This is a genomic window from Caldimonas hydrothermalis, from assembly GCF_056746695.1.
In genome coordinates this window covers 149,015-175,293 of the sequence record NZ_JBWQXA010000006.1, presented here as the reverse complement: position 1 = coordinate 175,293, position 26,279 = coordinate 149,015, and the positions used below count along the sequence as shown (strand labels likewise).

Annotated in this window: 24 protein-coding genes; 11 read left to right on the top strand and 13 right to left on the bottom strand. The window is 68.8% G+C overall.

Annotated features, from left to right (window positions below):
• The first annotated feature begins 3 nt into the window (after nt 1–3).
• Nucleotides 4–897 carry an alpha/beta fold hydrolase gene (locus AC1ECW_RS09900; RefSeq protein ID WP_409702276.1) on the top strand — a complete coding sequence of 298 codons (894 nt, stop codon included), beginning with the start codon at nt 4–6 and terminating at the stop codon, nt 895–897.
• A 3-nt stretch (nt 898–900) separates the two neighbouring features.
• On the opposite strand, the gene AC1ECW_RS09895 is transcribed toward AC1ECW_RS09900, so the two are convergent.
• From AC1ECW_RS09895 to AC1ECW_RS09880, 4 genes are all read right to left on the bottom strand, one after another.
• Nucleotides 901–2,871 (bottom strand): DUF1631 family protein, encoded by a 1,971-nt coding sequence (locus AC1ECW_RS09895; protein ID WP_481201732.1) that lies wholly within the window; start codon nt 2,869–2,871, stop codon nt 901–903.
• 148 nt (nt 2,872–3,019) lie between these two features.
• Nucleotides 3,020–4,660, bottom strand: coding sequence for a chaperonin GroEL (gene groL, locus AC1ECW_RS09890; protein ID WP_409702280.1), 1,641 nt, complete (start codon nt 4,658–4,660; stop codon nt 3,020–3,022).
• 52 nt (nt 4,661–4,712) lie between these two features.
• Nucleotides 4,713–5,003, bottom strand: a complete 291-nt coding sequence (groES, locus tag AC1ECW_RS09885; RefSeq protein ID WP_409663140.1) for a co-chaperone GroES — start codon at nt 5,001–5,003, stop codon at nt 4,713–4,715.
• 469 nt (nt 5,004–5,472) lie between these two features.
• On the bottom strand, nt 5,473–6,105 hold the full coding sequence (locus AC1ECW_RS09880; protein ID WP_481201731.1) for an FMN-binding negative transcriptional regulator: 633 nt from the start codon (nt 6,103–6,105) through the stop codon (nt 5,473–5,475).
• 329 nt (nt 6,106–6,434) lie between these two features.
• On the opposite strand from AC1ECW_RS09880, the gene AC1ECW_RS09875 reads away from it, so the two are divergent.
• The 3 genes from AC1ECW_RS09875 to AC1ECW_RS09865 all read left to right on the top strand — a co-directional run bounded on the left by AC1ECW_RS09875 (nt 6,435) and on the right by AC1ECW_RS09865 (nt 8,283).
• Nucleotides 6,435–6,848: a hypothetical protein gene (locus AC1ECW_RS09875; RefSeq protein ID WP_409702284.1), complete on the top strand. Its 414-nt coding sequence runs from the start codon at nt 6,435–6,437 to the stop codon at nt 6,846–6,848.
• 145 nt (nt 6,849–6,993) lie between these two features.
• Entirely contained in the window at nt 6,994–7,281 is a 288-nt protein-coding gene (locus tag AC1ECW_RS09870) for a hypothetical protein (protein WP_409702286.1), read from the top strand.
• A gap of 318 nt (nt 7,282–7,599) precedes the next feature.
• On the top strand, nt 7,600–8,283 hold the full coding sequence (locus tag AC1ECW_RS09865; protein WP_409702288.1) for a class I SAM-dependent methyltransferase: 684 nt from the start codon (nt 7,600–7,602) through the stop codon (nt 8,281–8,283).
• A 25-nt stretch (nt 8,284–8,308) separates the two neighbouring features.
• On the opposite strand, the gene AC1ECW_RS09860 is transcribed toward AC1ECW_RS09865, so the two are convergent.
• From AC1ECW_RS09860 to AC1ECW_RS09835, 6 genes are all read right to left on the bottom strand, one after another.
• Complete coding sequence (locus AC1ECW_RS09860) at nt 8,309–8,566, bottom strand: hypothetical protein (RefSeq protein WP_409702290.1); 258 nt, start codon at nt 8,564–8,566, stop codon at nt 8,309–8,311.
• 178 nt (nt 8,567–8,744) lie between these two features.
• Complete coding sequence (locus tag AC1ECW_RS09855; RefSeq protein WP_409702292.1) at nt 8,745–9,428, bottom strand: ATPase; 684 nt, start codon at nt 9,426–9,428, stop codon at nt 8,745–8,747.
• Nucleotides 9,425–9,790: a hypothetical protein gene (locus tag AC1ECW_RS09850; RefSeq protein WP_409702294.1), complete on the bottom strand. Its 366-nt coding sequence runs from the start codon at nt 9,788–9,790 to the stop codon at nt 9,425–9,427. The genes AC1ECW_RS09855 and AC1ECW_RS09850 overlap by 4 nt, the downstream gene beginning before the upstream one ends.
• Before the next feature lie 29 nt (nt 9,791–9,819).
• Nucleotides 9,820–11,016 carry a methyltransferase gene (locus AC1ECW_RS09845; RefSeq protein WP_409702296.1) on the bottom strand — a complete coding sequence of 399 codons (1,197 nt, stop codon included), beginning with the start codon at nt 11,014–11,016 and terminating at the stop codon, nt 9,820–9,822.
• Nucleotides 11,006–12,541, bottom strand: a complete 1,536-nt coding sequence (locus tag AC1ECW_RS09840) for an amidase (protein WP_409702298.1) — start codon at nt 12,539–12,541, stop codon at nt 11,006–11,008. Before AC1ECW_RS09840 ends, AC1ECW_RS09845 begins: the two co-directional genes overlap by 11 nt.
• 11 nt (nt 12,542–12,552) lie before the next feature.
• Entirely contained in the window at nt 12,553–13,242 is a 690-nt protein-coding gene (locus AC1ECW_RS09835; protein ID WP_409702300.1) for a DUF6781 family protein, read from the bottom strand.
• Nucleotides 13,243–13,380: 138 nt separating this feature from the next.
• Between AC1ECW_RS09835 and AC1ECW_RS09830 the strand changes: the two genes are divergently transcribed.
• Nucleotides 13,381–14,334 carry an MBL fold metallo-hydrolase gene (locus AC1ECW_RS09830; RefSeq protein WP_409702302.1) on the top strand — a complete coding sequence of 318 codons (954 nt, stop codon included), beginning with the start codon at nt 13,381–13,383 and terminating at the stop codon, nt 14,332–14,334.
• On the opposite strand, the gene AC1ECW_RS09825 is transcribed toward AC1ECW_RS09830, so the two are convergent.
• Nucleotides 14,335–15,150, bottom strand: coding sequence for a ProQ/FINO family protein (locus tag AC1ECW_RS09825; protein WP_409702304.1), 816 nt, complete (start codon nt 15,148–15,150; stop codon nt 14,335–14,337).
• 252 nt (nt 15,151–15,402) lie between these two features.
• Between AC1ECW_RS09825 and AC1ECW_RS09820 the strand changes: the two genes are divergently transcribed.
• Together AC1ECW_RS09820 and AC1ECW_RS09815 are read left to right on the top strand one after the other, a co-directional pair.
• A complete protein-coding gene (locus AC1ECW_RS09820; protein ID WP_481201730.1) occupies nt 15,403–16,587 on the top strand; it encodes a YbfB/YjiJ family MFS transporter in 1,185 nt (394 codons plus the stop codon).
• Nucleotides 16,584–17,165 carry a carboxymuconolactone decarboxylase family protein gene (locus AC1ECW_RS09815; RefSeq protein WP_409702308.1) on the top strand — a complete coding sequence of 194 codons (582 nt, stop codon included), beginning with the start codon at nt 16,584–16,586 and terminating at the stop codon, nt 17,163–17,165. Before AC1ECW_RS09820 ends, AC1ECW_RS09815 begins: the two co-directional genes overlap by 4 nt.
• A gap of 45 nt (nt 17,166–17,210) precedes the next feature.
• On the opposite strand, the gene AC1ECW_RS09810 is transcribed toward AC1ECW_RS09815, so the two are convergent.
• Together AC1ECW_RS09810 and AC1ECW_RS09805 are read right to left on the bottom strand one after the other, a co-directional pair.
• A complete protein-coding gene (locus AC1ECW_RS09810) occupies nt 17,211–17,726 on the bottom strand; it encodes a hypothetical protein (RefSeq protein WP_409702310.1) in 516 nt (171 codons plus the stop codon).
• A gap of 176 nt (nt 17,727–17,902) precedes the next feature.
• Nucleotides 17,903–18,397: a MarR family winged helix-turn-helix transcriptional regulator gene (locus AC1ECW_RS09805; RefSeq protein WP_409702312.1), complete on the bottom strand. Its 495-nt coding sequence runs from the start codon at nt 18,395–18,397 to the stop codon at nt 17,903–17,905.
• Nucleotides 18,398–18,539: 142 nt separating this feature from the next.
• Here AC1ECW_RS09805 and AC1ECW_RS09800 point away from each other — a divergent pair, with 142 nt between their 5' ends.
• From AC1ECW_RS09800 to htpG, 4 genes are all read left to right on the top strand, one after another.
• Nucleotides 18,540–19,757 carry a cation:proton antiporter domain-containing protein gene (locus AC1ECW_RS09800; RefSeq protein WP_409702314.1) on the top strand — a complete coding sequence of 406 codons (1,218 nt, stop codon included), beginning with the start codon at nt 18,540–18,542 and terminating at the stop codon, nt 19,755–19,757.
• Nucleotides 19,758–19,778: 21 nt separating this feature from the next.
• Nucleotides 19,779–20,909 carry a YbdK family carboxylate-amine ligase gene (locus AC1ECW_RS09795; protein WP_409702316.1) on the top strand — a complete coding sequence of 377 codons (1,131 nt, stop codon included), beginning with the start codon at nt 19,779–19,781 and terminating at the stop codon, nt 20,907–20,909.
• A 276-nt stretch (nt 20,910–21,185) separates the two neighbouring features.
• Nucleotides 21,186–24,239 (top strand): alpha-1,6-glucosidase domain-containing protein, encoded by a 3,054-nt coding sequence (locus AC1ECW_RS09790; RefSeq protein WP_481201729.1) that lies wholly within the window; start codon nt 21,186–21,188, stop codon nt 24,237–24,239.
• A 165-nt stretch (nt 24,240–24,404) separates the two neighbouring features.
• Nucleotides 24,405–26,276 carry a molecular chaperone HtpG gene (gene htpG / locus AC1ECW_RS09785; protein ID WP_409707844.1) on the top strand — a complete coding sequence of 624 codons (1,872 nt, stop codon included), beginning with the start codon at nt 24,405–24,407 and terminating at the stop codon, nt 26,274–26,276.
• Nucleotides 26,277–26,279: the final 3 nt, after the last annotated feature.

Below are 26,279 nucleotides of genomic sequence, written 5' to 3'. Positions count from 1 at the left end.
CGCATGAGCCTGGAGACTTTCGACGTCGATCTGCCGCACGGCATCCGCCTGGCCTGCCGGGCCCAGGGGCCGCGCGAGGCGCCGGTGCTGGTGTTCCTGCATGGCTTTCCAGAGGCGGCCTTCATCTGGGACGAGGTCGGCGCGATGCTGGCCGGGCGCTTTCGCTGCGTGGCACCAAACCTGCGCGGCTACCCGGGCTCGTCCTCACCGGCCGAGGTCGAGGCCTACCGGGCCAAGCACCTGGTGCGCGACATCGCCGCCTTGATCGAGCACCTGGGCGCCCCCGTTGCCGCCTTGGTGGCCCATGACTGGGGCGGGGCGGTGGCCTGGAACCTGGCGGCACAGCAACCCGCGCTGATCGAGCGTCTGGTGATCGTGAACTCGCCGCATCCGGGCACTTTCTTGCGCGAACTGCAGCACAACCCGGCGCAGCAACGGGCCAGCGCCTACATGAACTTCCTGTGCCGCCCCGATGCGCAGGACCTGCTGGCCGAGAACGACTTCGCCCGCCTGTGGCCCTTCTTCACGAGCATGGGCGCCGGCGCCGACGGCCACGGCTGGCTCACCGAGGCGGTGAAGGACCAGTACCGCGCCGCCTGGCGCCACGGACTGACCGGGCCGCTGAACTACTACCGCGCCTCGCCCCTGCGCCCCGCCCAGGGGCAGGCCGACGCGATCCACGGCCTGCGCTTCGACGACGCCCAGGTGCGCGTGGAGCGCCCCACGCTGGTGATCTGGGGCGAGGGCGACATGGCCCTGCCGCCCTCGCTGCTGGACGGGCTGGAACACTGGGTGCCGCGCCTGGAATTGCTGCGCGTGCCCGGTGCCACGCACTGGATCGTGCACGAGCAGCCCGGTCTCGTGGCCGAGGCCATCGCCGGCTTCGTGCCGGACTGAACGTCAGCGGATCGGATCGTCCAGGTCCTGGATCAGGCTGTCCACCGCCCGCTGCATCAGCGAGCGCTCCTCGAGCAGGGTGATCAGCCCCTCGGACAGCAGCCGCTCCACGGCCCGGCGCGTCAGCGAATGCGACTGGCCCGCATGCTGGCTGGCGAACATGAAGAACTGGCCGTTGTCACTGCTCCACATCAACTGGGCCGTGACCCACTGGCCCTGCACGAACATGTGATACCACGAGCCCGGTGTGAGCTGGGCCAGCCAGGCTTGCCGGGCCAGCCGGCCGGCCTCGGTCTCGGTCTGGTCCATCAGGCCCACCGGCACGGTGGGCAGCACGCTGCGGTCCACCGGCGCGTCGGGCCCGGGCGGCAACGGGTCGGGCTCGTCGCGCAACTGCTGCACGATCTGCTCGGGCGTGAGCGCTTCGGCAGGCGACGGTGCCGGCGGTGCCTCGCCGCGCAGCACCGCGCCATGGTGGGCCGCCAGCTCGGCCAGGATCGCGTCGCGCTGGGCCGCGGGCCAGGCGATCAGGTCCAGGCCGCGGTTCAGGCTGGCCAGCAGCTCGGGCCGAAGGGCGCGCAGCCGGGCCCGGTCGGCCGGGGCCGTCAGCGGCTGCATGCTCCACAGCAGCTCGTCGACCGTGTGCATCAGCTCCTGGGCCTGGGCGGAATGTTCGCCGTGGCGGGCCATGGCCTCGACCATCGCGTCCACCCAGGGACCGAAGAGGAAGTCGCGCAGCGACTGGCTGAGCGAAGCCCCCTGCATCTGGCGCACCTGCTGGCGCAGCACGCCGCGCAACTGGTCGGCCCGCTCGATGCGCTGCAGCTTCTCCAGTGCCGCGCGCGAGCGCTCCAGCGCCTCGCGGCTGCGCTCGTCGATGAAGTGATTGATGTCGTCCTGGCCCTTCAGGAAGTGCTGCGCCTGGGGCGCGGGCAGCGCGACGATGCGGTCGATCACGCTGCGGGCGAACGCCATGAAATCGCGCAGGCGTTCGTCCTGCGGGTCGTCATAACCCGCGCAGTGGGCCGACAGGCGGTTCAGGAGCTGCCAGACCGGATGGTCGGACTGGCGCACCAGGGCCGGGTCGCGTTGTGCCAGCCCGAGCACCGCCGGCTTGAGCCGCCCCAGCAGGCTGCGCACGGCATCGATGAGCTTCGGGTCGGCCAGGATCTGGTCGAACAGGCGGTTGACCAGCGTCTGCGCCTCGGCGGCGGCCCCGTCCAGTGGCGTCGGGTGGCTGCGGCTCACCCGTTCGAGCAGCCGGCCCAGCGTGCCCGAATCGGTGAGCTCGAAGCCTGTGCCCCCCGCCGGCACCGCCGGCGCGGCCGAGGGCACGGCCCGGAAGGCCAGGGGCTGCACACCCAGGGCTTCCAGCCGGCGGCAGATCTGCTCGTATTCGACCTTGAGCGCCTCGGCCAACCGGGCCCCGGCCATGCGCAACAGCAGCATGCGCGACTCGGCCGACACCCGCAGCTCGTGGGTCGAGCGGCTGAGCGCACGGGCAAACACTTCCGGGCGCAGCGGGTTGGCCTCGCGGCGGATCTCCTGCCAGCCGCGCACCGCGGCCATGAAGGCCTGCACCTCCCGCAGCTCCCACTCGGCCTGCTGGTCGATCTGGGCGATCACCCGGGAGATCTCGATGTCCTCGGCCGCCTGGCCCTCGTCCACCAGGCTCAGGTCGTCCAGACTCAGGGCCAGCGGCTTGCGCGGGGCCGCCCGCGCGGCGCCGGAATCGGTCATCGCCTCGCGCACCCCCTGGGCGATGAGCTCCTGCAGCGAGCGTATCCAGTCCGCCTTGCGGGCCTGCAGCACCTCCATCAGCGCGAAGAACTGCCGGCGGTCCTGAGCCAGCGCCATCTGGGCATTGGGATTGCGCAACTCTTCCAGCGTGCGCTCGACCACATCGCGGGCCAGCAGCGGCACGCCCTGGACGATGGAATCAAGGGAAGTCGACAGGGCGGGTGGGTGGCTCATGAAAGAAGGGGCGTGGTGTCCCGTATTGTTGAGCCCGGCGCGGGGCGGCGCAATCCCGATGAGCCTGCCACAGGGGCATGGCTTGACCACAGAATGTAAAAAAGGGCCGCATGCGCGGCCCTTTTTTGAGGCGAGCTGCCTGGGGGACTTACATGTCCATGCCCATGCCGCCCATGCCCCCCATGCCGGCACCGGCAGCCGGGGTCTCGTCCTTCGGCGCTTCGGCCACCATGGCTTCGGTGGTGAGCATCAGGCCGGCGACCGAGGCGGCGTTCTGCAGGGCCGTGCGGGTCACCTTGGTCGGATCCAGGATGCCCATCTCGATCATGTCGCCATAGGTGCCGTTGGCGGCGTTGTAACCGAAGTTGCCCTTGCCTTCGAGCACCTTGGCGATCACCACGCTGGGCTCGTCGCCGGCGTTGGCCACGATCTGGCGCAGGGGCTCCTCGACAGCGCGCAGCACGATCTTGATGCCCGCTTCCTGGTCGGGGTTGTCACCCTTGATCTGGCCGGCCGCCTGCTTGGCACGCAGCAGGGCCACACCACCGCCAGCGACGATGCCCTCTTCCACGGCCGCACGGGTGGCGTGCAGGGCGTCTTCGACGCGGGCCTTCTTCTCCTTCATCTCGACCTCGGTGGCCGCACCCACCTTGATCACGGCCACGCCACCGGCCAGCTTGGCCACGCGCTCTTGCAGCTTCTCGCGGTCGTAGTCGGAGGTGGCTTCCTCGATTTGCACGCGGATCTGCTTCACGCGGGCTTCGATGTCGGCCGCGGCACCGGCGCCATCGATGATGGTGGTGTTCTCCTTGGCCACTTCCACGCGCTTGGCCTGGCCCAGGTCGGCCAGTTGCACCTTCTCGAGCGTCAGGCCCACTTCCTCGGAGATCACCTTGCCGCCGGTCAGGATGGCGATGTCCTCCAGCATGGCCTTGCGGCGGTCGCCGAAGCCCGGGGCCTTGACGGCGCACACCTTCAGGATGCCGCGGATGGTGTTCACCACCAGCGTGGCCAGGGCTTCACCTTCCACTTCCTCGGCGATGATCAGCAGCGGACGGCCGGCCTTGGCCACCTGCTCCAGCGTGGGCAGCAGGTCGCGGATGTTGCTGATCTTCTTGTCGTGCAGCAGCACGTACGGGTTCTCGAGGATCGCGGCCTGCTTCTCGGGGTTGTTGATGAAGTAGGGCGACAGGTAGCCGCGGTCGAACTGCATGCCTTCCACGACATCGAGTTCGTTGTCCAGGCTCTTGCCGTCTTCGACGGTGATCACGCCTTCCTTGCCCACCTTGTCCATCGCGTCGGCGATGATCTTGCCGATGGATTCATCGGAGTTGGCGGAGATGGCGCCCACCTGAGCGATCTCCTTGCTGGTGGTGGTGGCCTTCGAAGCCTTCTTGAGCTGCTCGACCAGGGCGGCGACGGCCTTGTCGATGCCGCGCTTCAGATCCATCGGGTTCATGCCGGCGGCCACGTACTTCATGCCCTCGCGCACGATGGCCTGGGCCAGCACGGTGGCGGTGGTGGTGCCGTCACCGGCGTTGTCGCTGGTCTTGGACGCCACTTCCTTGACCATCTGGGCGCCCATGTTCTGGAGCTTGTCCTTCAGCTCGATCTCCTTGGCCACGGACACACCGTCCTTGGTCACGGTGGGGGCGCCGAAGGAGCGCTCGAGCACCACGTTGCGGCCCTTCGGGCCCAGGGTCACCTTGACCGCATTGGCCAGGATGTTCACGCCTTCGACCATGCGGGCGCGGGCTTCACCGCCGAAAACGACGTCTTTAGCTGCCATAAGAAATTCTCCGGATTCGTTGCTGAGATCTGTTCAGACGGGGGTGGCAGGATTACTTTTCCACCACGGCGAAGAGGTCTTCCTCGCGCATGACCAGCAGTTCTTCGCCGTCGACCTTGACGGTCTGGCCGCTGTACTTGCCGAACAGCACACGGTCACCGACCTTGACGTTGGGCGCCACGAAGTCGCCCTTGTCATTGCGCTTGCCCGGACCCACGGCCAGGACCTCACCCTGATCGGGCTTCTCGGCGGCGTTGTCAGGGATGACGATGCCCGAAGCGGTCTTGGTTTCGTTTTCCAGGCGCTTGACGATCACGCGATCGTGCAGAGGACGAAGTTTCATGACATCTCCTAAGAGTGAGAACCAACTTCTGGTTGATGGCTGATGCGATAAAGCACCAACTTGATAGGCATGATCGGCGGGGAATCCGACCCAACAGGCCTGCCCCGGGATCATTAGCACTCATGTTGGATGAGTGCTAACAGCGACGAATTATAGGGGTGGGTGCAGCTTCTTCAAGAGGGCGTCTCGGCCCCCCGGTGTTCAGCCCGCAGCACCCATGCAGCGCCAGCCGGGAGGCTGTTGGAAGGCATGCGTGCATCTATCGATACATGCGTATCGATAGTCAATCGCAATGCGGCAGTGGGTCGGCACGAGGCCTACGGCGCCTTGCACCGCCACGCCCAGGGCTCGCGGCCGGTCGTCCACGCCGCCGGACCTGGGGCCGTGCCGCCTGTGGCGCACGCGCGCGCAATCGTTCGAGAGCGGGCTGGTGGTGCGGGAGGACGCGGTGTGGCGCTGAAGCCGGGGGTCACCGTCCGTGGCTCGCGTTGCGCATCGCCTGCGCCAGCCCCGCGTGGCCCTGCGCCTCCAGCCCCTGGATGGCGCCGGCGCGGTTGCGGGCCTCGTGGTTCTGGCTCAGCTTGCGCTTGCCCTCCAGACGCGTGATGCGCACCTCCAGCCCCACGATCTTGCCCAGCATGTCGGCCAGATAGTCGGGCGGCGCATCGCCCATCTTCCACGGCACCGGCTGCGTGGCCTCATGCACCCGCGTGAGCCGCGCCACCAGCCCGCGCAGGAACTTTTCGTCGTCGTGCACATGCACCGTACCGTGCGCATGCACCACCTCGTAGTTCCAGGTGGGCACGGCGCGGTGCGTCTCGTGCTTGCTGGGGTACCAGTTGGGAGAGATGTAGCCCTCCACGCCACGGAACACCACCAGCACTGCATCGCCGCTCACCACCTCCTGCCACACCGTGTTGGCCCGCGCCACATGCGCCAGCAGCACCCCGTGCGGGCCCTGCGCCGGGTCCAGCAGGAAAGGAATGTGCTGCGCCTCCAACCCCGCGGCGGTGTGCGTGACCATCATGCCCAGCGGGTGGGTGTTGATGATGCGGTGCAGCTGCTCGGGGCGGGTTTCGGCGAAGTGAGGGGGAAGGTACATGGTGGGGGCTCCGGCGCTGGCGCGTGCGGGATGGGGAAGGGACGGCCCGGTACTGTGCCTGCAAAGAGGCAAGGGCCTCAAGGCCCAACGGCGGGCCCGGGCAACTCAGTTCCCCCCCAAAAGGGGGAATTGGCTGGGTGGCGGCCTCAGGCAAAGTGCGCCTTGCGAAACCTGCGCCAGTTTGCATGAAATTCAGTGCTGTACAAATATCCAGACAATGCCTCGAGGCGCAGGCTGGGCGAGGCTTGCAGCCCGATCGGGCCGTCGGCGTTAGGAAGGCAGTCGACGGTGTTATGCAGCAGTTTTGCTTCCTATAACACGTTAGCGCTATGAAACCTAGAACCATCGCACTTCAAATCATTTGTTGCGTAATTGGGGCCTTCCTCATCTCCGTCGAGTTCATTGCAACGAAGAGTATTTCCGAGAGTGGTTTATTCTTTGGTTGGTTATTTTTCTTTGCCGCAAGCATCCTCGGCGCCGATCACGCGGCCAATGCAAGCACAACGTCCAGGCGCTTTTTCAAATTACTCGTGGTGATCTCCGCGCTTCCATTCATTGCTCTATGTGCATATCTACTAATCAGCGCACCTGATGCAAGCCCGCTCGCCATGTTCGGGCAGGTAGCGAAGATCCTTCTGTTCAGTGTGTGCGTGGCTGCCATCGCCATGGAAAGCCATCCGTTTGTTCAGCGAGCTTTGAAAGCCTGCGGGTTTTCGGTGCCTAAGAATGAGTGCTCGCGCTAACAATTCCGTCGAGAGGGACCGCCCACAAGCTGCGCTTGTGGGTTCCCTTCGCGGCTTTGCCGCTACGGCGGCCCCTCACGTCAAACGTTAGGCATCACAATCCTCGACGCTCCTAGCGCCCAGGTTCAGAAAGGCGAGAGTTCATATGAAGCGCTGCTATCTAGCAATCTTTGGTCTCCCCAAACCGCAGCCTGAGCACGCGAAAATCGTGGAAGTCATCCGAGCAGCGTCCGGTGGCGAATTCAAGCAGTTCATCGTCCCTGGCGGCATCGGGTTCATGTACGAATCCGAGGAGCTGCCGTGGAATCTCTCGTTCTCGCGAATTCTTCACAACGGCGATACGAAGCTGATCGTTGAAATTGGCGAGAAGGTTCTTCTTGAAGGCTATGGTGCCGCACAGGGGTGGCTCAATACTCGCCGGCCGCGGCAATGATGCCTAACCCTTCCATCGAGGGGACGTCTTACAGCCGGCTTCGCCGTCTGCAAGCCGCCCCTCATGTCAAACGTTAGGTGTCGTGTCCCGGATGATTGATCACAACGTGGGCGTTTCGCTCGTCGGCATGTACGAAATCAAACGGATCGACAACGATTACTTCGATGGCGAATGACGCCCAACCAGCCCATGCAGCCGATCCGCTACCGTGGGCTGGCCTCCGGTGTGTCCACGTCAATGTGTGTATTGCTGGGATAGCTCCGCGGCAGCACAAGTCCGTGGTCGGGGTGTCTTGAGCACCAACAACCGGGGAAGGCGATGAAACGTGACCATGGGCACCAGCCCGAACACCCCACGACGACCGACAAGGACGCGCAGTTCTGGGACAAGGCGGCGCGGAAGTACGCCGCCTCTGCGATTGCGGACGAGGCCGGGTTCGAACGGACCTTGGCGCGCACGCGGGCGCTCATGCCTGCCGGTGCGCGGGTGCTGGAGCTGGGCTGTGGCACCGGGACGGCGGCGCTTCGCCTGGCCGACGCGGCGGAGAGTTATCTAGCCACCGACCTGTCCACCGGCATGATCACCATCGCCGAGGAGAAGCTCGCAATGCCTGACCACCAAGGGCTCAGGGGCCGGCTTCGTTTCCGGCAGGCCACGGCAGACGCCTTGGCGCGAGAAGGCGAGCGCCATGACGTGGTGATTGGCTTCAATGTCCTGCATCTGGTGGGCGACCTGCCCGCGGTGCTCGGCCAGGTCCGGGCCTTGCTGGCGCCGGGCGGGCTCTTCATCTCCAAGACGCCCTGCATCGCTGAGATGAACCCGCTGATCCGGCTGGCCGTGCCCGTGATGCAGTGGGTGGGGCTGGCGCCGAGCGTGACGACGTTTTCTGCAGCGGGCCTGGAACAGGCGATCCGTACGGCCGGATTCGACATCCTGGCCACGGAGCGGCACGGCTCGAAGAAGCGGGACTGGCGCCCGTTCATCGTTGCCCGAGCGTTTTGAACGGCGGCAGGGCGGCGGTCTTGGGTCAGCGAGCCTGCGACACGCCAGCGACGCCCCCCTCCCTGCCAGGGGTCATCGTGCAGGCCGAAGACGCCGGGGTGGGGGTGGGGCCAAGCTCGCGCCAGGTGGCGCCGGGGGCTTGGCTGACGAGTTGGCGCTCGACGGCGGCCAGTGCGTTGGCCAGGCGGTCGATCTGGCCGGACTGCCATTGCGGCGCGCTGTAGGCTTCGGCCAGTTGGGCGCGGAGCCGCGCATACTCTTCCTGCAGGACGGGGTTGTTCATGGAGCGGGTCCTCACGCGGGGGTGGGGTCAATATGAACAAGGCCGGATGCGCGAGCCACCCCCTGGTTGGAGGCGGCCCCGGCATTCGCGGGGGGGGGGCGCCGAAGGGGCATCGACGTGTATCGATGGTGCCGCACGGCAGCGCGGCAGGCGGTCGGTGCGGTGGCATGGCGGGCTGTCAGCGGGTTCCGACCGCCGTGGCCTCTGGTGGGGTGGTGCTCAGCGCGGCTTCGATCAACGGCTTGGCCCACTGCGGTGTGGCGCGCAGCGCCTGCGCATCGTCGGCCCGCGGGTGGATGAGCCGCCCGCGGCGCAGTTCCAGCAGCAGGCGCGGGTCGGGGATGGGCTCGCCCGGCGCGGCTTCGGCGCTGTTGTCGTACACCTGCAGGTGGGCGAGGTGGGGCATCAGGGCGATGAGGTTGGCCAGGGCGCGCGGGTAGCGCTGGCGGATGCGGTCTTCGGGAATGTCGTGGCCGCCGGCGCGCACACGGGCCCGCACGCGGGCCAGGTGGTGCTCGGGGGTGTCGAGGCCGCAGAACCACATCAGCACGTCGTGGGTGCGGGTGGCGTCCCGCAGGCGCTGGGCGATGGTGGTGCCGCCCAGGGTGGTTTCGAAGGCGTGGTGGCGGCCCTGGGCCAATGCCTCGTCGAGCCGGCGCAGGCCTTCGGTCCAGGCCAGGCCGCTGGCCTCCTCGGGCGTGGCGAGGCCGGCCGCGACGAGTTCACGTGCGTAGGTGTCGGGGTTGAACCAGGTCAGGCCCTGGCGGGTGAGCAGGTGGCCGCCCAGCGAGCTCTTGCCGGCGCCGTTGACGCCAGCCAGCACGAAGAGGACGGGGCGCGGGGCGGACGGCGGCTTCTTCAATAGCTGGCCCCGGCCTTGACCTCACCGCCCAGGCGGGCCGGGCCGTCCATCAGGCCGCGCAGGCGGTCGCCGGCCTCGGGGGTGTTCAGCACGGCCAGGCGCTCGTCGAAGCGGCGGCGCAGGGCGTCCAGGGCGGCCTCGGCCGGGTCGGCGGCGCGCTGGGCGCGTGCCAGCAGCTCGGCATAGGCCTGCACGGGCAGGATCACCGCCTCGGGCTGCTGGTGGTTGGTGACCAGCACGGGGCCTTGCGTCTGCAGCTGACGCATCACGCCGCGCCAGCCGAGTTTTTTCACGTCGGACGCGGGCGTGCGGTGGAGCTGGTCCACGGGCGGGACGGGCTGGGTCTTGAGGACGGCGGACATGGCAGGCTCCCGGACAGCGTGCACCTATCTTAGGCCAAAAGGGGAATTTTGGCCAAAAGGGGTCCATTGGATTCAAGCACGGGCCGCAGGCGCCACAGCGAGGTCACCTCCGAACGCCGGGCCCGGAACAGCGGGTCGGACGGGTCGGCGGCCTTGGGGTGACGGGGGCGGATGTCGTGGCGGCCGGCCACAGTCAGGCCCGCCTCGGCGATCCAGCCCAGCAGCTCGGCCCGGGGGCGCAGGCCCAGGTGCTCGGCCAGGTCGGACAGGATCAGCCAACCCTCGCCGCCGGGCGTGAGGTGGGCTTTCAGGCCGGCCAGGAAGGCGCGCAGCATGCGGTGGTCGGGGTCGTAAACGGCCTGCTCCAGCGGCGAATGGGCCCGTCCAGGCAGCCAGGGCGGGTTGCACACGATGAGCGGGGCGCGGCCGTCGGGGAAGAGGTCATCGCCGCTGAGCGTCACGCGATCGGCCAGGCCCAGGCGCTGCAGGTTGTCGCGCGCGCAGGCCAGGGCGCGGGGCGAGGTGTCGGTGGCCACCAGCTTGCGCACGCCGCGCCGGGCCAGCACGGCGGCCAGCACGCCGGTGCCAGTGCCCACATCAAAGGCCCGCTCGGGGGGCGGGGAGGGCAGGGGCGTGGTGGCCACCAGATCGACGTATTCCCCCCGCACCGGTGAGAACACGCCGTAGTGGGCATGGATGCGCGCGCCCAGGGCCGGCACCTCCACGCCCTTGAGCCGCCATTCGTGGGCGCCGATGGCGCCCAGCAGCTCGCGCAGCGACAGCACACAGGGCGCCTCGCAGGGGCCGAAGGCTTCTTCGCAGGCGGTGCGCACCTCGGGCGCGCGGCGCAGCGGCAGCGCGTAGTGGGCCTCGAAGGGCAGCAACACGAGGTTGAGGCGGCGGGCCTTTTCGGCCTGGGCCTTGCGCTGCAGGTGGAAGGCATGGGCGAGCGGGTCGGTGCCCGGGGCCGGTGCGGGCGGCGGCTTGCGCGGCGGGCGGTCGAGCCGCCGGGTCAGGGCCACGAGCAACTGGCGGGCGTTGTGGTAGTCGCCGCGCCACAGCAGGGCGGTGCCTTCGCTGGTCAGGCGCAGGGCGGTGTCGGCCGTGGTCTGGTCGTCGGCCACCACCACGCGTTTGGGCGGCGGCAGGCCCGCCTCGGAATGCCAGTGGGCCTCATGGGACCGGCCGTCTTCGGTCCAGCGCAGGGTCGAGATGTCAGTGGGCATGCGCCACTGTAGCGGCTGGGCTGTCGTGCGCCAGCGGTGGCAGCCGGTCGAACCAGGGCTGGGCCTGCTCGAGCTGGGCCGCCAGCTGCAGCAGCGTGGCTTCCTCGCCGAAGCGGGCGATGAACTGCACACCCAGCGGCAGGCCGTTGGCGCACCAGTGCAGCGGCACGCTCATCGCGGGTGTGCCGGTGAGGTTGGCCAGCTGGGTGAACGGCACATGGCGCAGGCTGTCGAGCGCGATCTGGTCGATCACCGGGGCCAGCACGCCCAGGCGGTGCAGGCCGCCCAGCAGGCCGGTGGCGCACAGAACCGTGAGCAGGCTTTCCTGCCAGGCGGGCGGGTCGCCGGTGCCATGCACCACAGGCGGGCCCGCCAGCGTGGGGGTGAGCAGCAGGTCGTGCTGCTGGTGGAAACGGCCCAGCGCGCGGGCGAAATCGTTCCAGCGCCAGAGGTGGCGCGTGGCGGTGCCAGCCGAGGTGGCACGGCCCAGGGCGGCCAGCACGCGGGTGAGCGGTTCGAAATCGCTCTCGCGTGCGCCCTGTTCGCACGCCTGGCTCACGCTGGCGGCCACCACGCCGAAGTAGAGGTGCAGGTAGGTCTGGGCCAGCGCACGGCCGTCGATGTCGGGGGCGCCCGGCACCACCTCGTGCCCGAGTTGGCGCAGCAGATCGACCGTGTGCTCGACGGCGGCCACGGCTTCGGCGTGCACCGGCGTGCCCAGCGGCGAGGCGGTGGTGTAGGCGATGCGCAGGCGCGGGGGCGGCTGGCGCATCAGTTCGACATAGGGTGCCGGCGGCGGCGGGATCTGGAAGGGGTCGCCCGGTTCGGGGCCGGACAGCACATCCAGGGCGAGTGCACTGTCGCGCACGCTGCGCGAGATCACCCCGTCGCTGGAGGCGCCGTACCAGACTTCGCCGAGCGCCGGACCCACCGATACGCGCCCGCGCGAGGGCCGCAGGCCGAAGAGCCCGCAGCAGGCCGCCGGGATGCGGATGGAGCCGCCGCCATCGTTGCCGGCGGCCATGGGCACCACCCCCGCGGCCACGGCGGCGGCCGCGCCCCCGCTGGAGCCGCCCGGGGTGTGGTCCAGGTGCCAGGGGTTGCGGCTGGGCCCCAAAGCGCGCGGGTCGGTCACGCCCTTGAGGGCCAGTTCGGGCAGGCGGGTCTTGCCGAAGATCACCAGGCCCGCGGCCTTCAGGCGGCGCACGATGCTGCTGTCCTGGGCGGCGGGGCGCGTGAAGGCCCGGCTGCCCTGGCCGGTGGGCAGCCCGGCGATGTCGTGCACGGCATCCTTCACGAGGAAGGGCACCCCGCCCAAGGGTCCCGAGGGACGGCCATGGGGCCAGGCCTCGATCTGGGCGCGGGCCTCGCCTTCCATCAGCCGCGCGAGCGACTGGATGCGCGGCTCGACCCGGTCGAGCTGTTGCAGCGCGAGATTCAGCAATTCGCAGGCACTGACCTCGCCGCGGGCCACGGCGGCGGCCAGGGCGGTGGCGTCATGGCGCAGGTACTCGGCGTGGTGCATGCGCCGCCGCGTCAACGCTTGCGCGTGCGGGCCGCCGGTGCTTCGGCGCTGCCCTGTTGCAGCCCTTCGGTCATGCCGATGAGCACGCCGCTGACCAGCGTGGAATAGCCTTCGAGCAGGGCCTGGGCGGTGCGCAGGCCCATGGCCCGGCTCTCGCGCAGGCTGGTGCGCGCCTGCGCCAGGAGCTGCTCGACGGTGTCCGCCGCCTGGGCGCCGGTGTGGGTGCCCTTGAGCTTCATCGCATCGAGCACGGGCTGCCAGGCACCTTGCACGGGGCCCGCCGCGTCCTGGATGGCCTTGCCCACGGTGGTGAAGAAGACGTCTTCCATCTTCTCGAGATTGGCCAGCGCGGTCTTGAGCGGGCCCTGCTGCAGGTCGGCTCCCTGGGAGACGAATTGCTGCAAGGCGGTGCGGTGCGCCTGCACGGCCTTCAGCAAGGCGGCATCCATGCCGTCGAAGGCTTTCTCGAGGAGCTTTTGCACGTCGATGGTGCTGCCCGGGTTCTGGGCCGCGCCGGCCGAGGCCGCCTGGGTGACGGCCTGCAGCACGCTGCGCACGTTCTGCAGTGTGAGCTCGCGCCCCTGCAGGGCCTTGAGGGTGGCCGCGCTCACCGCCTTGCGCAGCGCCTCGCCCTGGCCGGCGGTGGCCTGGGCGAACATCTGGATCAGGGCGTCCTGGTCGATGCCGGATTTCGTGCTCATGCGCGTCTCCTCGTCTTTTCGTTGCGGCGGCCGCGCCCGATGCGGCACCTGCCGCTTTATAGGCGGGATCACGCGCGCTGACCAGGGGGTGGGCCAGCACGGACTGCACCACCGCAACGAAAGGACGAGAATGCCGCGATGGACTTCCTCGAACACCTCGACCCCGGCATCACCGTCATCGACACCGGCTTTGTGCGGCCGCGATTCGATGCGGCCTACCTGATCGTCGAAAACGGCCGCGGCGCGTATGTGGACACCGGCCCCAACAGCGCCGTGCCACGCCTGCTGGCGGCTTTGCAGGCCCGGCAGATCGCCCCCGAGCAGGTCGATTGGCTGATCGTCACGCACGTGCACCTCGACCACGCCGGCGGCGCGGGCCTGCTGCTGCAGCACCTGCCGAACGCAAAGCTGGTGGTGCATCCGCGCGGGGCGCGGCACCTGATCGACCCGCGCCAGCTCATGGCCGGCGTGCGGGCGGTCTATGGCCCCGAGGTGGCCGAGCGTGACTACGGCGAGCTGCAACCCGTGCCGCCCGAACGTGTGCTGGAAACCCACGATGGCCTGGTGCTGGAGCTGGCGGGACGGCCGCTTCACTTTGCCGACACGCCGGGGCACGCCCGCCATCATCACTGCATCTGGGATGAAGCCAGCCGCGGCTGGTTCACCGGCGACACCTTCGGCATCGCCTACCCGGATCTCGTCACGGCCGATGGCCGCTACGCCTTTCCGACCACCACGCCGGTGCAGTTCGAGCCCGAGGCCCTGCACCGCTCGATCGACCGGCTGATGGCATACGACCCGCAGGTGATGTTCCTCACGCACTTTGGCGCCACGCGCGCGGTGGCCGCGCAGGCGGCCATGGTGCGCGATCAGCTCGATGCGATGGTGCGCCTGGGCCGGTCGGTCGCAGACCGGCCCGACCGCGATGCACGCCTGCGTGCGGGCCTGGCGGCGCTGTATGGTGCTGAATACCGGCGCTGCGGCGGCGCGCTCGACGACGAGCGCGTGCAGGCGCTGCTCGAAGGCGACGTGGAACTCAACGCCCAGGGCCTGGGCGTGTGGCTGGACAAGCAGGCGGCCGCGACCGCCTGATCAGCGGCGCGGGCCGCGGGGGCGGTCCGGGCCTTCACGCCGGGGCGGGCGGTCGCCGCCTCGCGGCGGACGGTCTCCGCGCGGGGGCGGGCGTCTGTCATCAGCTCCTCCTCCTTGCGCCTCGCGCAGCAGATGGTGCATCTGCCCCGGGGGCATGTTCTTGCTGGCGGCGAATTCGTTGATGCTCAGGCCGCTGTCGCGGTAGGCCTTGCTCAGCTCGGCCAGGAAGGCCTGCCGCTGCGCGCGCTCGGCTCGGGCTGTCTCCAGCAGGCCGTCCAGCGCGTCGGGCGCAATGCCCTTGAGGGCGCAGAAGTTCTCGCGGGTCAGTGTGGTGGTCTCGAAGGCCCGCAGCAGGCCGGCGCGGAACTGGCGTTCGGCGCGCTGGGCTTCGCGGTGCTTGGCACGGGCCTGTTCGCGTTGAGCTTGGCGTTGGGCCTTGCGACGGGCCTGGGCCTGCGGGTCGGCCGCCTGGGCCACGGGCGCGGCCTGCCCCTCACGCGGCGGATGCAGCGGGCCACGGCGCTGCTCGCGGCGTTGCAGCAAGGTTTCCAGCGCGATTCGGCGGTGTTCTTCACTCAGTTCGCCGGCGGGCTGGCCGTCGAGATCGAAGCGTTGTGTGCCGGTGCTCACCGCCTTGAGATAGGCGTCACTGAGCGTGTAGCGGCGAAAGAAGGCCGACAGCACCGGCTTGGGGAACACGCCTGGCGCACGTTCGTTGATGTCCACCTGGATGCGCAGCTTCAGCGGCTTGGGCTCGCCGCCGAACAGGGCGGGAAAGCGCGCGCGCAGCTCCTCGGCACAGGCCTTGACCGTCATGGCAGGCGGCTGCGCGGGCGCTGTGGGGGGGGCAGCGGTCGCTGTGACATCGGCCGGGGCGGCCTGGGCGGACAAGAGCGGCTCGGTGGGCACCGGCGGGGGCGGCGGGACGTCTGCCCCTTCGGGCGGGGGGAGGTTCGGGGTGTCGGCGTTCATGACGGTTCGCGGCGTGAAGCGGCGATTGTCGCCGCTTCGACGGCCTGATGCCATGCGCGAGCGCTGCGTTGCCACGGTTCGGCTTAGCATCGCCCCATGAGCAACGACCACGAAGCGGCGAGGGCGTCGCGCCGGGCCCGGGCCGTGGGCCTGCTGGGCCTGGCCTCAGGCATGGGCATCGGACGCTTTGCCTTTACGCCGCTGCTGCCGCTGATGCAGGCCGAGGGGCTGAGCCTGACCGCCGGCAGCCAGTTGGCGGCGGCCAACTACCTGGGTTACCTCGCCGGGGCCTTGGCTTGCATGGCAGGCCATCCGCGTGCCGGTGCGGCGGCTCGGGCCGGCTTGCTGGGCGTGGCCGTATGCACCTTGGCGATGGCGGTGTCGCCGGGGCTGGTGATGGCCTGGTGGTGGCGTTTTGCGGCGGGCGTGTGCAGTGCCTTCGTGCTGGTGGGAGTGTCGGCCTGGGCGATGGGCTGGCTGGCGAAGGCAGGCCGCCCGGCTGCGGCGGGCGGCGTGTTTGCCGGCGTGGGCGTGGGCATGGCGGTGGCCGGCGGCATCGCCTGGGTGGCCGGGCTGCGGGCCTGGCCTGCGGCACCCACCTGGGCCGGCCTGGGCCTGCTGGCCGCCGCAGTGGTGGTCGTCGCATGGCAGCCCTTGCGGGAGGACGCCACGGGGCCCGCGCCGGGGCCGCAAGGCGCAGCACAGGGGGTGCCGCGTGCCGTGTGGCCGCTGGTGGCCTGCTACGGCGCCCTGGGTTTCGGCTACATCCTGCCGGCCACCTTCCTGCCGGCGCTGGCGCGCCTGTGGGTGGACGATGCACGCGTCTTTGGCGCGGTCTGGCCGGTGTTCGGTGGGGCAGCGGCCCTGTCCACCGTGGGGGCCGCGCCGCTGCTGGCGCGCCACGGTGCGCGCACCGTGTGGGCCGCCGCGATGGGCGTGATGAGCGTGGGGGTGCTGCTGCCGGTGGTCTCGACCCAAGCCCTGGCCCTGGTGCTGAGCGCCGTGTGCGTGGGCGGCACCTTCATGGTGGCCACGATGGCCGGGCTGCAGGAAGCCCGGCGCCTGGGCGGCGCAGCGCCCACCCGCGTGATGGCCGCGATGACCGCCGCGTTTGCCACCGGTCAGTGGCTGGGGCCGCTCACCGTGGGGGCGCTGGCCCGCGCCGACGATCCGATCACCCGGCCCAGCCTGCTGGCGGCGGCCGTCTTGCTGCTGGCGGTGGGGGCCTTGCTGTGGCGCCGCCGCCCCGATGTGGAACTGCCTCGAAAGGACCCAGCATGAACACACCCCTGTTGCCCGACCGCATGCCGCCGTTGGCGCTGGAAGCGATGGACGATGCGCAGCGCGAAGCCGCCCAGGCCCTGATCGCCGGCCCGCGCAAGGCTGTCAAGGGCCCCTTCATCCCGCTGCTGCGCAGCCCCGCGCTGATGGACCGCGTGCAGCGGGTGGGCGAGTACCTGCGCTTCGACAGCAGCCTGCCCACGCGCGTGTCGGAGTTTGCGACGCTGCTCGTGGCGCGCCACTGGACGCAGCAGTTCGAATGGTGCGTGCACGTGCCGCTGGCGCTGAAGGCGGGAACTTCACCGGAGACGATCGAGGCCCTGCGCGAAGGCCGGCGGCCCACCACGATGGACGCCGACGAGACCCTGGTGCACGACTTCGTGGGCGAATTGCTACAGCACCACGGCGTGAGCGATGCCACCTATGCGAGGGCGGTCGAGCGTTTCGGCGAGCGCGGCGTGATCGACCTCACCGGCCTGGTGGGCTATTTCGCGATGGTGTCGATGGTGCTCAACGTGGCGCACACACCGCCCGAAGAAGCGCCCGGTGTGGCGCTGCTGCCGGCTTTCCCGCGCTGAATCGTCGCTAGTGGGGCGTCATGGTTGAAATCAACTGCTCGAACGTCACGTGATCGACACCGGCCACCAGCGCTCGCACCACAATGTCGGGCTTGTCGGCATGGAGCGCGATGAACTCGTAGCGACCGTCTTCGCCCTCGAAGGCATAGACGAGACGGTGAGCGGGCCTCTCGTCAGGGTTGAGCGGTACGTCGCGGAATGCATCTGCTTCCAGCTCTTCAGGAAGGCGCAGCCTTCCTCCGTTTTGCCTTGGAGCGCGTTGGCGAAGAAGGGACCAGGCTTGCTGTCACTCATGCCTTTCAAGGTGTACCCATCGTCCATCAACACGACGATCCTGCGGCTGTCGCCATAGTGAACGGCCAGGGCATCATGGCTGGGGATCAGGTGAGTCATCCCGGCCGGGATTCGCATACGCAACTGGTTTGCCGGTCGCACTTCCATCGTGCCAGACTCGGCACCAGGCAGGGGGTTCAGGGCGTTGAAGCTGGGGGACGGGCACGCCTGCGCGGCTGCAAGGATCGGTGCCGCCAGAAGGGCACCGAGAAGGGCACTGTATTGCATGGACACTCCCCGACTTTTTGGTGCGGGCAGTGTATGCAGCGCGCACGGCCCCCAGCAAGCGGCTGGCTGTAACGCATTTTTGCGAGCTGGACCCAGGCCGGCCCCGCAGGCATCCATCCAGGGGGTCGGACCCTGTTGCGCTTGCGCGCAGCGTCGTCGGCTGGCAGGACGGTTGCTCAGGCGTCGGCCAGCGGCACGTCGCGCCCGTCGGGCGCCTGCAGTGCCATCAACCCGATCACCTGCTCGAGCAAGTGATTGAGCTGCGCCAGGGCCGAAGGGTCCAGGCGTTCCAGCGCATCGGGCAGAATGCCGGCCACGGGCTTCGGGGCGGCTTGCGCGATGCGGGCGCCCGCTTCACTCAGGAACAGGCTCACCACGCGCTGGTCGCGCTGGTCGCGCCGGCGTTCCACCAGGCCCTTGCGGTCCAGCGACTCGACCAGATTGCTCGCCGTGGCCTGCTGGATTCCCAGCGCCTGCGCCAGTTGGGTCACACGAATGCCGGGCTGGGCCTGGATGGTGACCAGGCACCACAATTGGGAGCCGCTGACCCCGGTGGCTTCTTGCACATGCTGAAAATGCTGCTTGATCGACCGCACGATCATGCGGAAGCTGCGCAGGGCGCGCAGCACTTCGGCGGGCAGGGTGGGGTTCTCGCTGGGATGGGAGACCATGGAATCCGCTTGGGGATAGGACGGGACACCAAGCCGTTGTATGGCATGGTCCCCCCATAACGCGCCATCCGTCATTGGGTTGACGCGCCGCCACGGGCGGCTTGCCGCCTTGAAGACATGAACAAAGAAAGGGAACAGCACGATGCTCGAATCCATCTTTGCCACCCTTGGCATCAGCCTGTCGGGCTCCGGCGGGCTGTTGTGGGGATCGCTGGTCATCATCGTGGGCGCCCTGGTGGGTGAGGCGGTGTTCCGCCGGCTGGGCCTGCCGCGCGTCGTGGGTTATGCCTTGGCCGGCATGGGCGTGGGCCTGGCCGGGTATGGCATGGCGGCTGGCCAGCTCTCGCCGTCGCTGCGGGTCATCGTCGACCTGGCGCTGGGCCTGCTGCTGTTCGAGCTGGGCTCGCGGGTCTACCTGCGATGGCTGCGCACCAACCCCTTCCTGCTCGTCACCAGCCTGGCCGAATCGTTGCTCACCTTCGGGGCGGTCTACCTGGTGATGCGCTGGGCGGGGCTGGCCGCGCCGGCCGCCGTGGCCGTCGCGGTGCTGGCCGTGCCCACCTCGGCGGCGGTGATCTCCCGGGTGGCCTCCGAGTTCGGCGCGGCCGGGCAGGTGACCGAGCGGGTGTCGATGATGACCGCGCTCAACACCCTGTACGCCGTGTTCGCCAGCAAGCTGCTGCTGGCCTGGCTCGACTTGGACACCGGCCAGAACCCGGTGCAGGCCATCGTGCAGCCCTTGTACGTGGTGGCCGGCTCGGTGCTGGTGGCCGGGCTGCTGGGCTATGCCGTGGCTCGCGTGGCCCGTGGCCTGGATCTGCGCAATGAGAACTCCACCTTGCTGCTGCTGGGCCTGATCACCCTGGCGCTGGCGGTCACGCAGGTGCTCAACCTGTCCACGCTGCTCGTTCCGCTGATGGCCGGCCTGTGGCTGCGCAACACCACCGAACGGCCCTGGGTCTGGCCCCGCCACTTCGGCACGGCCGGCGGCGTGCTGGTGCTGCTGTTGTTCGTGATCGTCAGCACCTCCTGGTCTCCCGCGGCGCTGGCCGCCGGGGCCGGCCTGGCCCTTCTGGCCATGGCCGTGCGCCTGGCCGCCAAGGCCGGGGCGGTGCTCACCCTGGGCTGGTTCAGCGGGCAGTCCGTCCGCCAGGGCCTGGGCTTGAGTCTGGCCCTCACCCCGCTGTCGGCCACGGCCCTGGTGCTGTTTGCCGACCTGCAGGGCTCGCATGCCGCCTTTGCCGCTCAGGTCGCGCCCATCGCCCTGAGCGCCGTGGCGCTGATGGAACTGCTGGGCGCCCTGGCCGTGCTGGCCGCCCTGCGCGGCGCCCGTGAGATCACCCCCCAGCGCGGGGCCTGAGCCCTGCACCGAGGACACCCCATGAGCCTGGAAGCCTTCTCCACCTCCGAACCGCTGACCCTGGGCGTCGAGCTCGAACTGGCCATCGTCAACCGCCACGACTACGACCTCTCCCCCAGCTCGGCCGACCTGCTGCGCCTGATGGCCAAGCGCAAGATCCCCGGCGACGTGAAGCCCGAGATGACCGACAGCATGATCGAGCTGTCCACCGGCATCTGCCGCCACCATGCCGACGCCCTGGGCCAGCTCACCGAGATCCGCGACGCGCTGGTCGAGTGTGCACGCAAGCTCAACGTGGGCCTGTGCGGCGGCGGCACCCACCCCTTCCAGGACTGGAGCGAACGGCGCATCTTCAACACGCCGCGCTTCCACATGCTCTCCGAGCTGTACGGCTATCTGTCCAAGCAGTTCACCATCTTCGGCCAGCATGTGCACGTGGGCTGCCCGGGGCCGGATGACGCCCTGGTGCTGCTGCACGGCCTGTCGCGCTTCATCCCCCACTTCATCGCGCTGTCGGCCTCCAGCCCCTACGTGCAGGGCACCGACACCGGCTTCCACTCGGCGCGGCTGAACTCGGTGTTTGCCTTTCCGCTGTCGGGCCGCGCGCCGTTTTGCACCACCTGGGACGACTTCCGGATCTTTTTCGAGAAGATGACGCGCACCGGCGTGGTCCAGAGCATGAAGGACTTCTACTGGGACATCCGCCCCAAGCCTGAATTCGGCACGATCGAGGTGCGCGTGCTCGACACCCCGCTCACGATCGACAAGGCCGCGGCCCTGGCGGCTTACATCCAGTGCGTCTCGCGCTGGCTGACGGTGGAGAAGCCCTTCGAGCTCGCCGAGGACGACTACCTCGTCTATACCTTCAACCGCTTCCAGGCCTGCCGTTTCGGGCCCGAAGGCAGTTTCGTCGACCCCAAGACCGGGGAGCACCGCAGCCTGCGCGAGGACATCCTGGCCACCCTGGCCCGGCTGGAGTCGCATGCCATCGAGCTGAAGGCGGAGGCGGCGCTGGACTACCTGCGCCTGGAGCTCGAGCGCCACGGCAATGACGCCACCTGGGCGCGCCAAGTTCACGCCCGTGAACACCTCCTGCCCGAGCTCGTCCGGCAGCAGTGCGAGCGCTGGAGTGGGGAATGCTCCGTCGAGTGATGGTAATTTAACTACATCGACTCCAGCGAAGGGGTTTTCCGCTCGGCCGCTCGGCCGCCGATTCCGCGGCGTGGAACAGGCGAAATACCTATTGTTTATCAATCACTTGGCAATCGTTCCTGCGCCCCGAATGTTTCAGGGTTTGTCCCAGAGTTGATTTTGTAGTTTTACTTCGCGAACATCCCGGTCGCCGTATCTGGAGGCTGAGCACGCCCTGGCTTCGTCCATCGTGCCCCCTCCCGGTACCGAACTCAGGAGACGACGATGACGAACGGGATGAGACGAGGTTGGAGCCGCTTCTGGGCGGCCCTGATGGTGGCCGGTGGGGTTGGTCTGCTGGCCGGCTGCGGCGGCGGTGGGGGGAGCGATGGCGGCGGCGATGAGGGGGCCCCTGCGGTGGCGCCCGGGACGCTGCGGGTCCATTACCAGCGTGCAGCCGGCGACTATGCCGGCTGGGGCGTCTACGCCTGGCATGGACCGACGACCCCCTCGAGCGGCTGGCCCGGTTCGCCGCGCTTCGAGTTTGGGGCCTCCGACGGCTACGGCCGCTATGTCGACATCCCCGTGAACCCATCGGCCGGCCGGATGGACTTCCTGTTGAACCGGCCCACCAGCGCCTCCGAGGCCGAGAAGGACCAGGAGTGCGACCGCGTGGCGTCCTTCACGGCCGACATCGCCACCCGCGGCCAGGAGATCTGGCTGAAGCAGGGGGACTGCACCACCTACGACAGCGCCCAGGCCGCCAGCGGCCTGAACATCGGCCATGCCCGCGCGATGTGGCTGTCCGCCTCGCGCCTGGTCTGGCCGGGCCTGCCGCCCGGCGGCGAACTGCGCCTGTACCACGCCGCCCAGGGCGGCATCACCGTCAGTGCCTCGGGCGTCCAGGGGGCCGACGGCTTTCATGCGCTGAGCACCACCACGCTGGACACTGCACTGCGCGAGCGCTTCCGCCACCTGGCGGGTGCACCGGCCTTTGCGTTGCCGGTGGCCGCGGCCTCCGAGGTCCGCTCGCTGCTCAAGGGCCAGCTCGTCGTGGCGCGCCTGGTCCAGGGCCAAGTCACCCACGCCACGCAGTTGCAGATCCAGGGGGTGCTCGACGATGTGTATGCTGCCCAGGCGCGCCCGCAGACGCTGGGATTGAGCTTCGACACGCAAGGCCGTCCGGTGTTCCGCCTGTGGGCGCCCACGGCGCGTTCGGTCGAGCTGGCCATCGCCGGGCAGCCGCTGCGTGCCATGACCGAGGATCCTGGTTCTGGCGTGTGGAGCCACACCGGCGAAGCCGACTGGGTGAACAACGCCTACTACACCTACCGGGTGCAGGTCTATTCGCGCCAGGACGGCGGCGTGGTCACGAACACCGTGACCGACCCCTATGCCCTCACCCTCAATGCCAACAGCCAGGCGGCGATGGTGGCGCGGCTCTCCGATGCGATGTTCAAGCCCGCCGGCTGGGACGGCCATGCCATCCCGCCGCTGCAGGCGCCCTCGGACAGCGTGATCTATGAACTGCACGTGCGTGACTTCTCGGCCAACGACGCCACCGTGCCGGCGGCGCACCGCGGCAAGTACACCGCCTTCGCGCAGACCGGCACCGACGGCGTGCGCCATCTGCAGGCCCTGGCCTCGGCCGGCCTCACCCACGTGCACCTGTTGCCCACCTATGATCTCGCCACCATCCCCGAGACCGGCTGCGTGACGCCCTCGGTCACCTCCGACGGTCCCACCAGCACGGTGCCGCAGGCCACCGTGGCCGCCACCAAGGACGAGGACTGCTTCAACTGGGGCTATGACCCGCGCCACTATGGCGCTCCCGAAGGCAGCTACGCCAGCGATGCGGCCGACGGCGCGGTGCGTGTGCGCGAGTTTCGTCAGATGGTGCAGGCCCTGCACGGCAACGGCCTGCGCGTGGTGCTCGACGTGGTCTACAACCACACCAGCGGCAGCTTCCTCGACCGCATCGTGCCGGGCTACTACTACCGCCTCAACGGCGACGGCTTCATCGAGCGCTCGACCTGCTGCGAGAACACCGCTCCCGAGTACGCGATGATGGAAAAGCTGATGATCGACACCCTGAAGACCTGGGCGGTCGAGTACAAGGTTGACGGCTTCCGTTTCGACATCATGGGCCACATTCCGCTGGCCGCGATGCAGGCCGCCCGCACCGCGGTGGACGCCGCCGCCGGCCGCCCCTTGCTCTACTACGGCGAAGCCTGGAACTTCGGCGAAGTGGCCAACGACCGACAGTTCGTGCAGGCCCGCCAGGCCCACCTGCGCGGCACGGGCATCGGCTCCTTCAGCGACCGCATCCGCGACGCCATCCGCGGCGGTGGTCCGTTCGATGTGGGCGACGCGGTGCTGCGCCGCCAGGGCTTCGCCAACGGACGCTGCTACGACAACAACGCGCTCAACGGCAGCACCTGCACCTCGGAGCAGCGCGAGGAGCTGCACTACCAGCAGAACCTCATCCGCTTGGGGTTGGCCGGCAGCGTGCACGACTTCGTGCTCAACGGCCGCTTGGCGTCCTCGTACGACTATGGTGGCCAACCCGCCGGCTACACCGCCGATCCGCACGAGGTCATCAACTACGCCGGCGTGCACGACGGCGAGACGCTGTTCGACATCCACCAGTTCAAGCTGCCCGCCACGACCGCGGCGTCCGAGCGCGCGCGGGCCCAGGTGGTGGCCCTCGGCACGGTGCTGATGGGCCAGGGCATCCCCTTCCTGCATGCGGGCGACGAATTGCTGCGCAGCAAGAGCCTGGACCGCGACAGCTACAACGCCGGCGACTGGTTCAACCGCATCGACTGGTCGGCCACGACCAATTACTTCGGCACCATGGGCCTGCCCTCGGCCGAAAAGAACCAGGCCGAATGGGACCGCATGCGCCCCATTCTGAGCAACACCAACATTGCGCCGTCGGCCGCTGACATCCGGGCTACCCGCGACGCCGTGCTCGACCTGCTGCGCGTGCGCCGCGACACCACCATGCTGCGCCTGCGCAGCGGGGCCGATGTGCGCGACTGCGTCAGCTTCCCCGACGCCGCCAACCAGCGCGACGGCCTGATCGTGATGCGCGTGACCGGTCGCAAGAACGACGGCAGCCTGTGCGGGGACGGCCGCTATGCCAACCTGGTGGTGCTCATCAACGCCGCACCCAACGTCCAGACCTATGCCGTGGCCGCGCTGGCGGGCCGCAGCCTGAGCCTGCACCCCGTGCTGGCCGGTGGCAGCGACCCCCGGGTGCGGGGCGCGAGCTTTGCCTCCGGCACCGGCAGCTTCACCGTGCCCGGCCGCAGTGTGGCCGTCTTCGTGGAGCCTGCAGCCCCCTGAACCGGCCGCCGCCCTCGTGACCCCGGGGCCCCGAGGCCGGCCCCGGCTTCCCGCCCGCCCTCACCCGGCGGGCTTTTTTTCGGCCGGGGTCTTGAAGCCCGCCGACTCGCCCCCATGTTGTGCGCTCATCTGTGGGCTGCCGGCCCCTTCCTTTCCAAAGACGCCATGGACAAGCAAATCCTCTCCTTCCAAGCCGAAGTCAAGCAGCTGCTCCACCTCGTCACCCACTCGCTGTACTCCAACAAGGAAATCTTTCTGCGCGAGCTGATCTCCAACGCCTCGGACGCCTGCGACAAGCTGCGCTTCGAAGCCCTGCACCACAACGAGCTCTACGAGGACCAGCCCAACCTCGAAATCCGCGTGAGCTTCGACAAGGCCGCGCGCACGATCACCATCAGCGACAACGGCATCGGCATGAGCGCCGAAGAGGCCATCGCCAATCTCGGCACCATCGCCAAGAGCGGCACCCGCGAGTTCATGGGCCGCCTCTCGGGCGACCAGCAGAAAGACGCCCAGCTCATCGGCCAGTTCGGCGTGGGCTTCTACAGCGGCTACATCGTGGCCGACCGCATCACCGTGGAGTCGCGCCGGGCGGGCCTCAAGCCCGAGGAGGGCGTGCGCTGGAGCAGCGAGGGCACCGGCGACTTCGAGGTCGAGCCCCTCACCCGCGCCCAACGCGGCACTGACGTCATCTTGCATCTGCGCGAGAGCGAGGCCGATTTCCTCAGCCGCTGGCGCCTGAAGTCCATCATCGGGAAGTACTCCGACCACATCTCCCTGCCCATCCTGATGCGCAAGGAGGAATGGGACAAAGACAAGGGCGAGTACGTCCTGAAGGACGAGTGGGAGACGGTGAACCAGGCCGCGGCCCTGTGGACCCGCGCCAAGGGCGACATCACCGAAGAGCAGTACCACGAGTTCTACAAGCAGATCAGCTACGACACCCAGGCCCCGCTGGCCTACACCCACAACCGCGTCGAGGGCCGCACCGAATACACCCAGTTGCTCTACATCCCGGCCAAGGCCCCCTTCGACCTGTGGAACCGCGACAAGCGCGGCGGGGTGAAGCTCTACGTCAAGCGCGTCTTCATCATGGACGACGCCGAGGCGCTGATGCCGGTGTACCTGCGCTTCGTCAAGGGCGTGGTTGACAGCGCCGACCTGCCGCTCAACGTCTCGCGCGAGCTGCTGCAGGAAAGCCGCGACGTCAAGGCCATCCGCGAGGGCTGCACCAAGCGTGTGCTGTCCATGTTGGAAGATCTCGCCGAGAACCACAAGGACAAGTACGCCCAGTTCTGGAAAGAATTTGGCGCGGTGCTCAAAGAAGGTGTGGGCGAAGACAACGCCAACCGCGAGCGCCTGGCCAAGCTGCTGCGCTTTGCCTCCACCCAAGCCGACGATGGCCTGGTGTCGCTGGCCGACTATGTCTCGCGCATGAAGGATGGCCAGGAGGCCATCTACTACATCACCGCCGACACCCTGGCCGCCGCCAAGAACAGCCCCCAGCTCGAGATCTTCCGCAAGAAGGGGATCGAGGTGCTGCTGCTGACCGACCGCGTCGACGAGTGGATGCTCAACTACCTCTACGAGTTCGACGGCAAGCCCCTGCACAGCGTGGCCAAGGGCGCGGTCGATCTCGGCTCGCTGCAAGACGAGGAAGAGAAGAAAAAAGCCGAACAGGCCGCCGAGGCCTTCAAGCCCATCGTCGAGCGCCTGAAGGAAACGCTCAAGGACAAGGCCAAGGACGTGCGCGTCACCACCCGCTTGGTGGACTCCCCCGCCTGCCTGGTGGCCGACGAGGGCGAGATGAGCGCCCACCTGGTGCGCCTGCTCAAGCAGGCCGGCCAGAACGCGCCGCAGACCCGCTTCATCCTCGAGATCAACACCGAGCACCCGCTCGTCCAGCGCCTGGACGGCAGCGAGCGCTTCGAGGATCTGGCCCACATCCTCTTCGACCAGGCCTTGCTGGCCGAGGGAGGGCAGCTCGAAGACCCGGCCGCCTACGTCAAGCGCGTCAACGCCTTGCTCGCCGGCTGATCC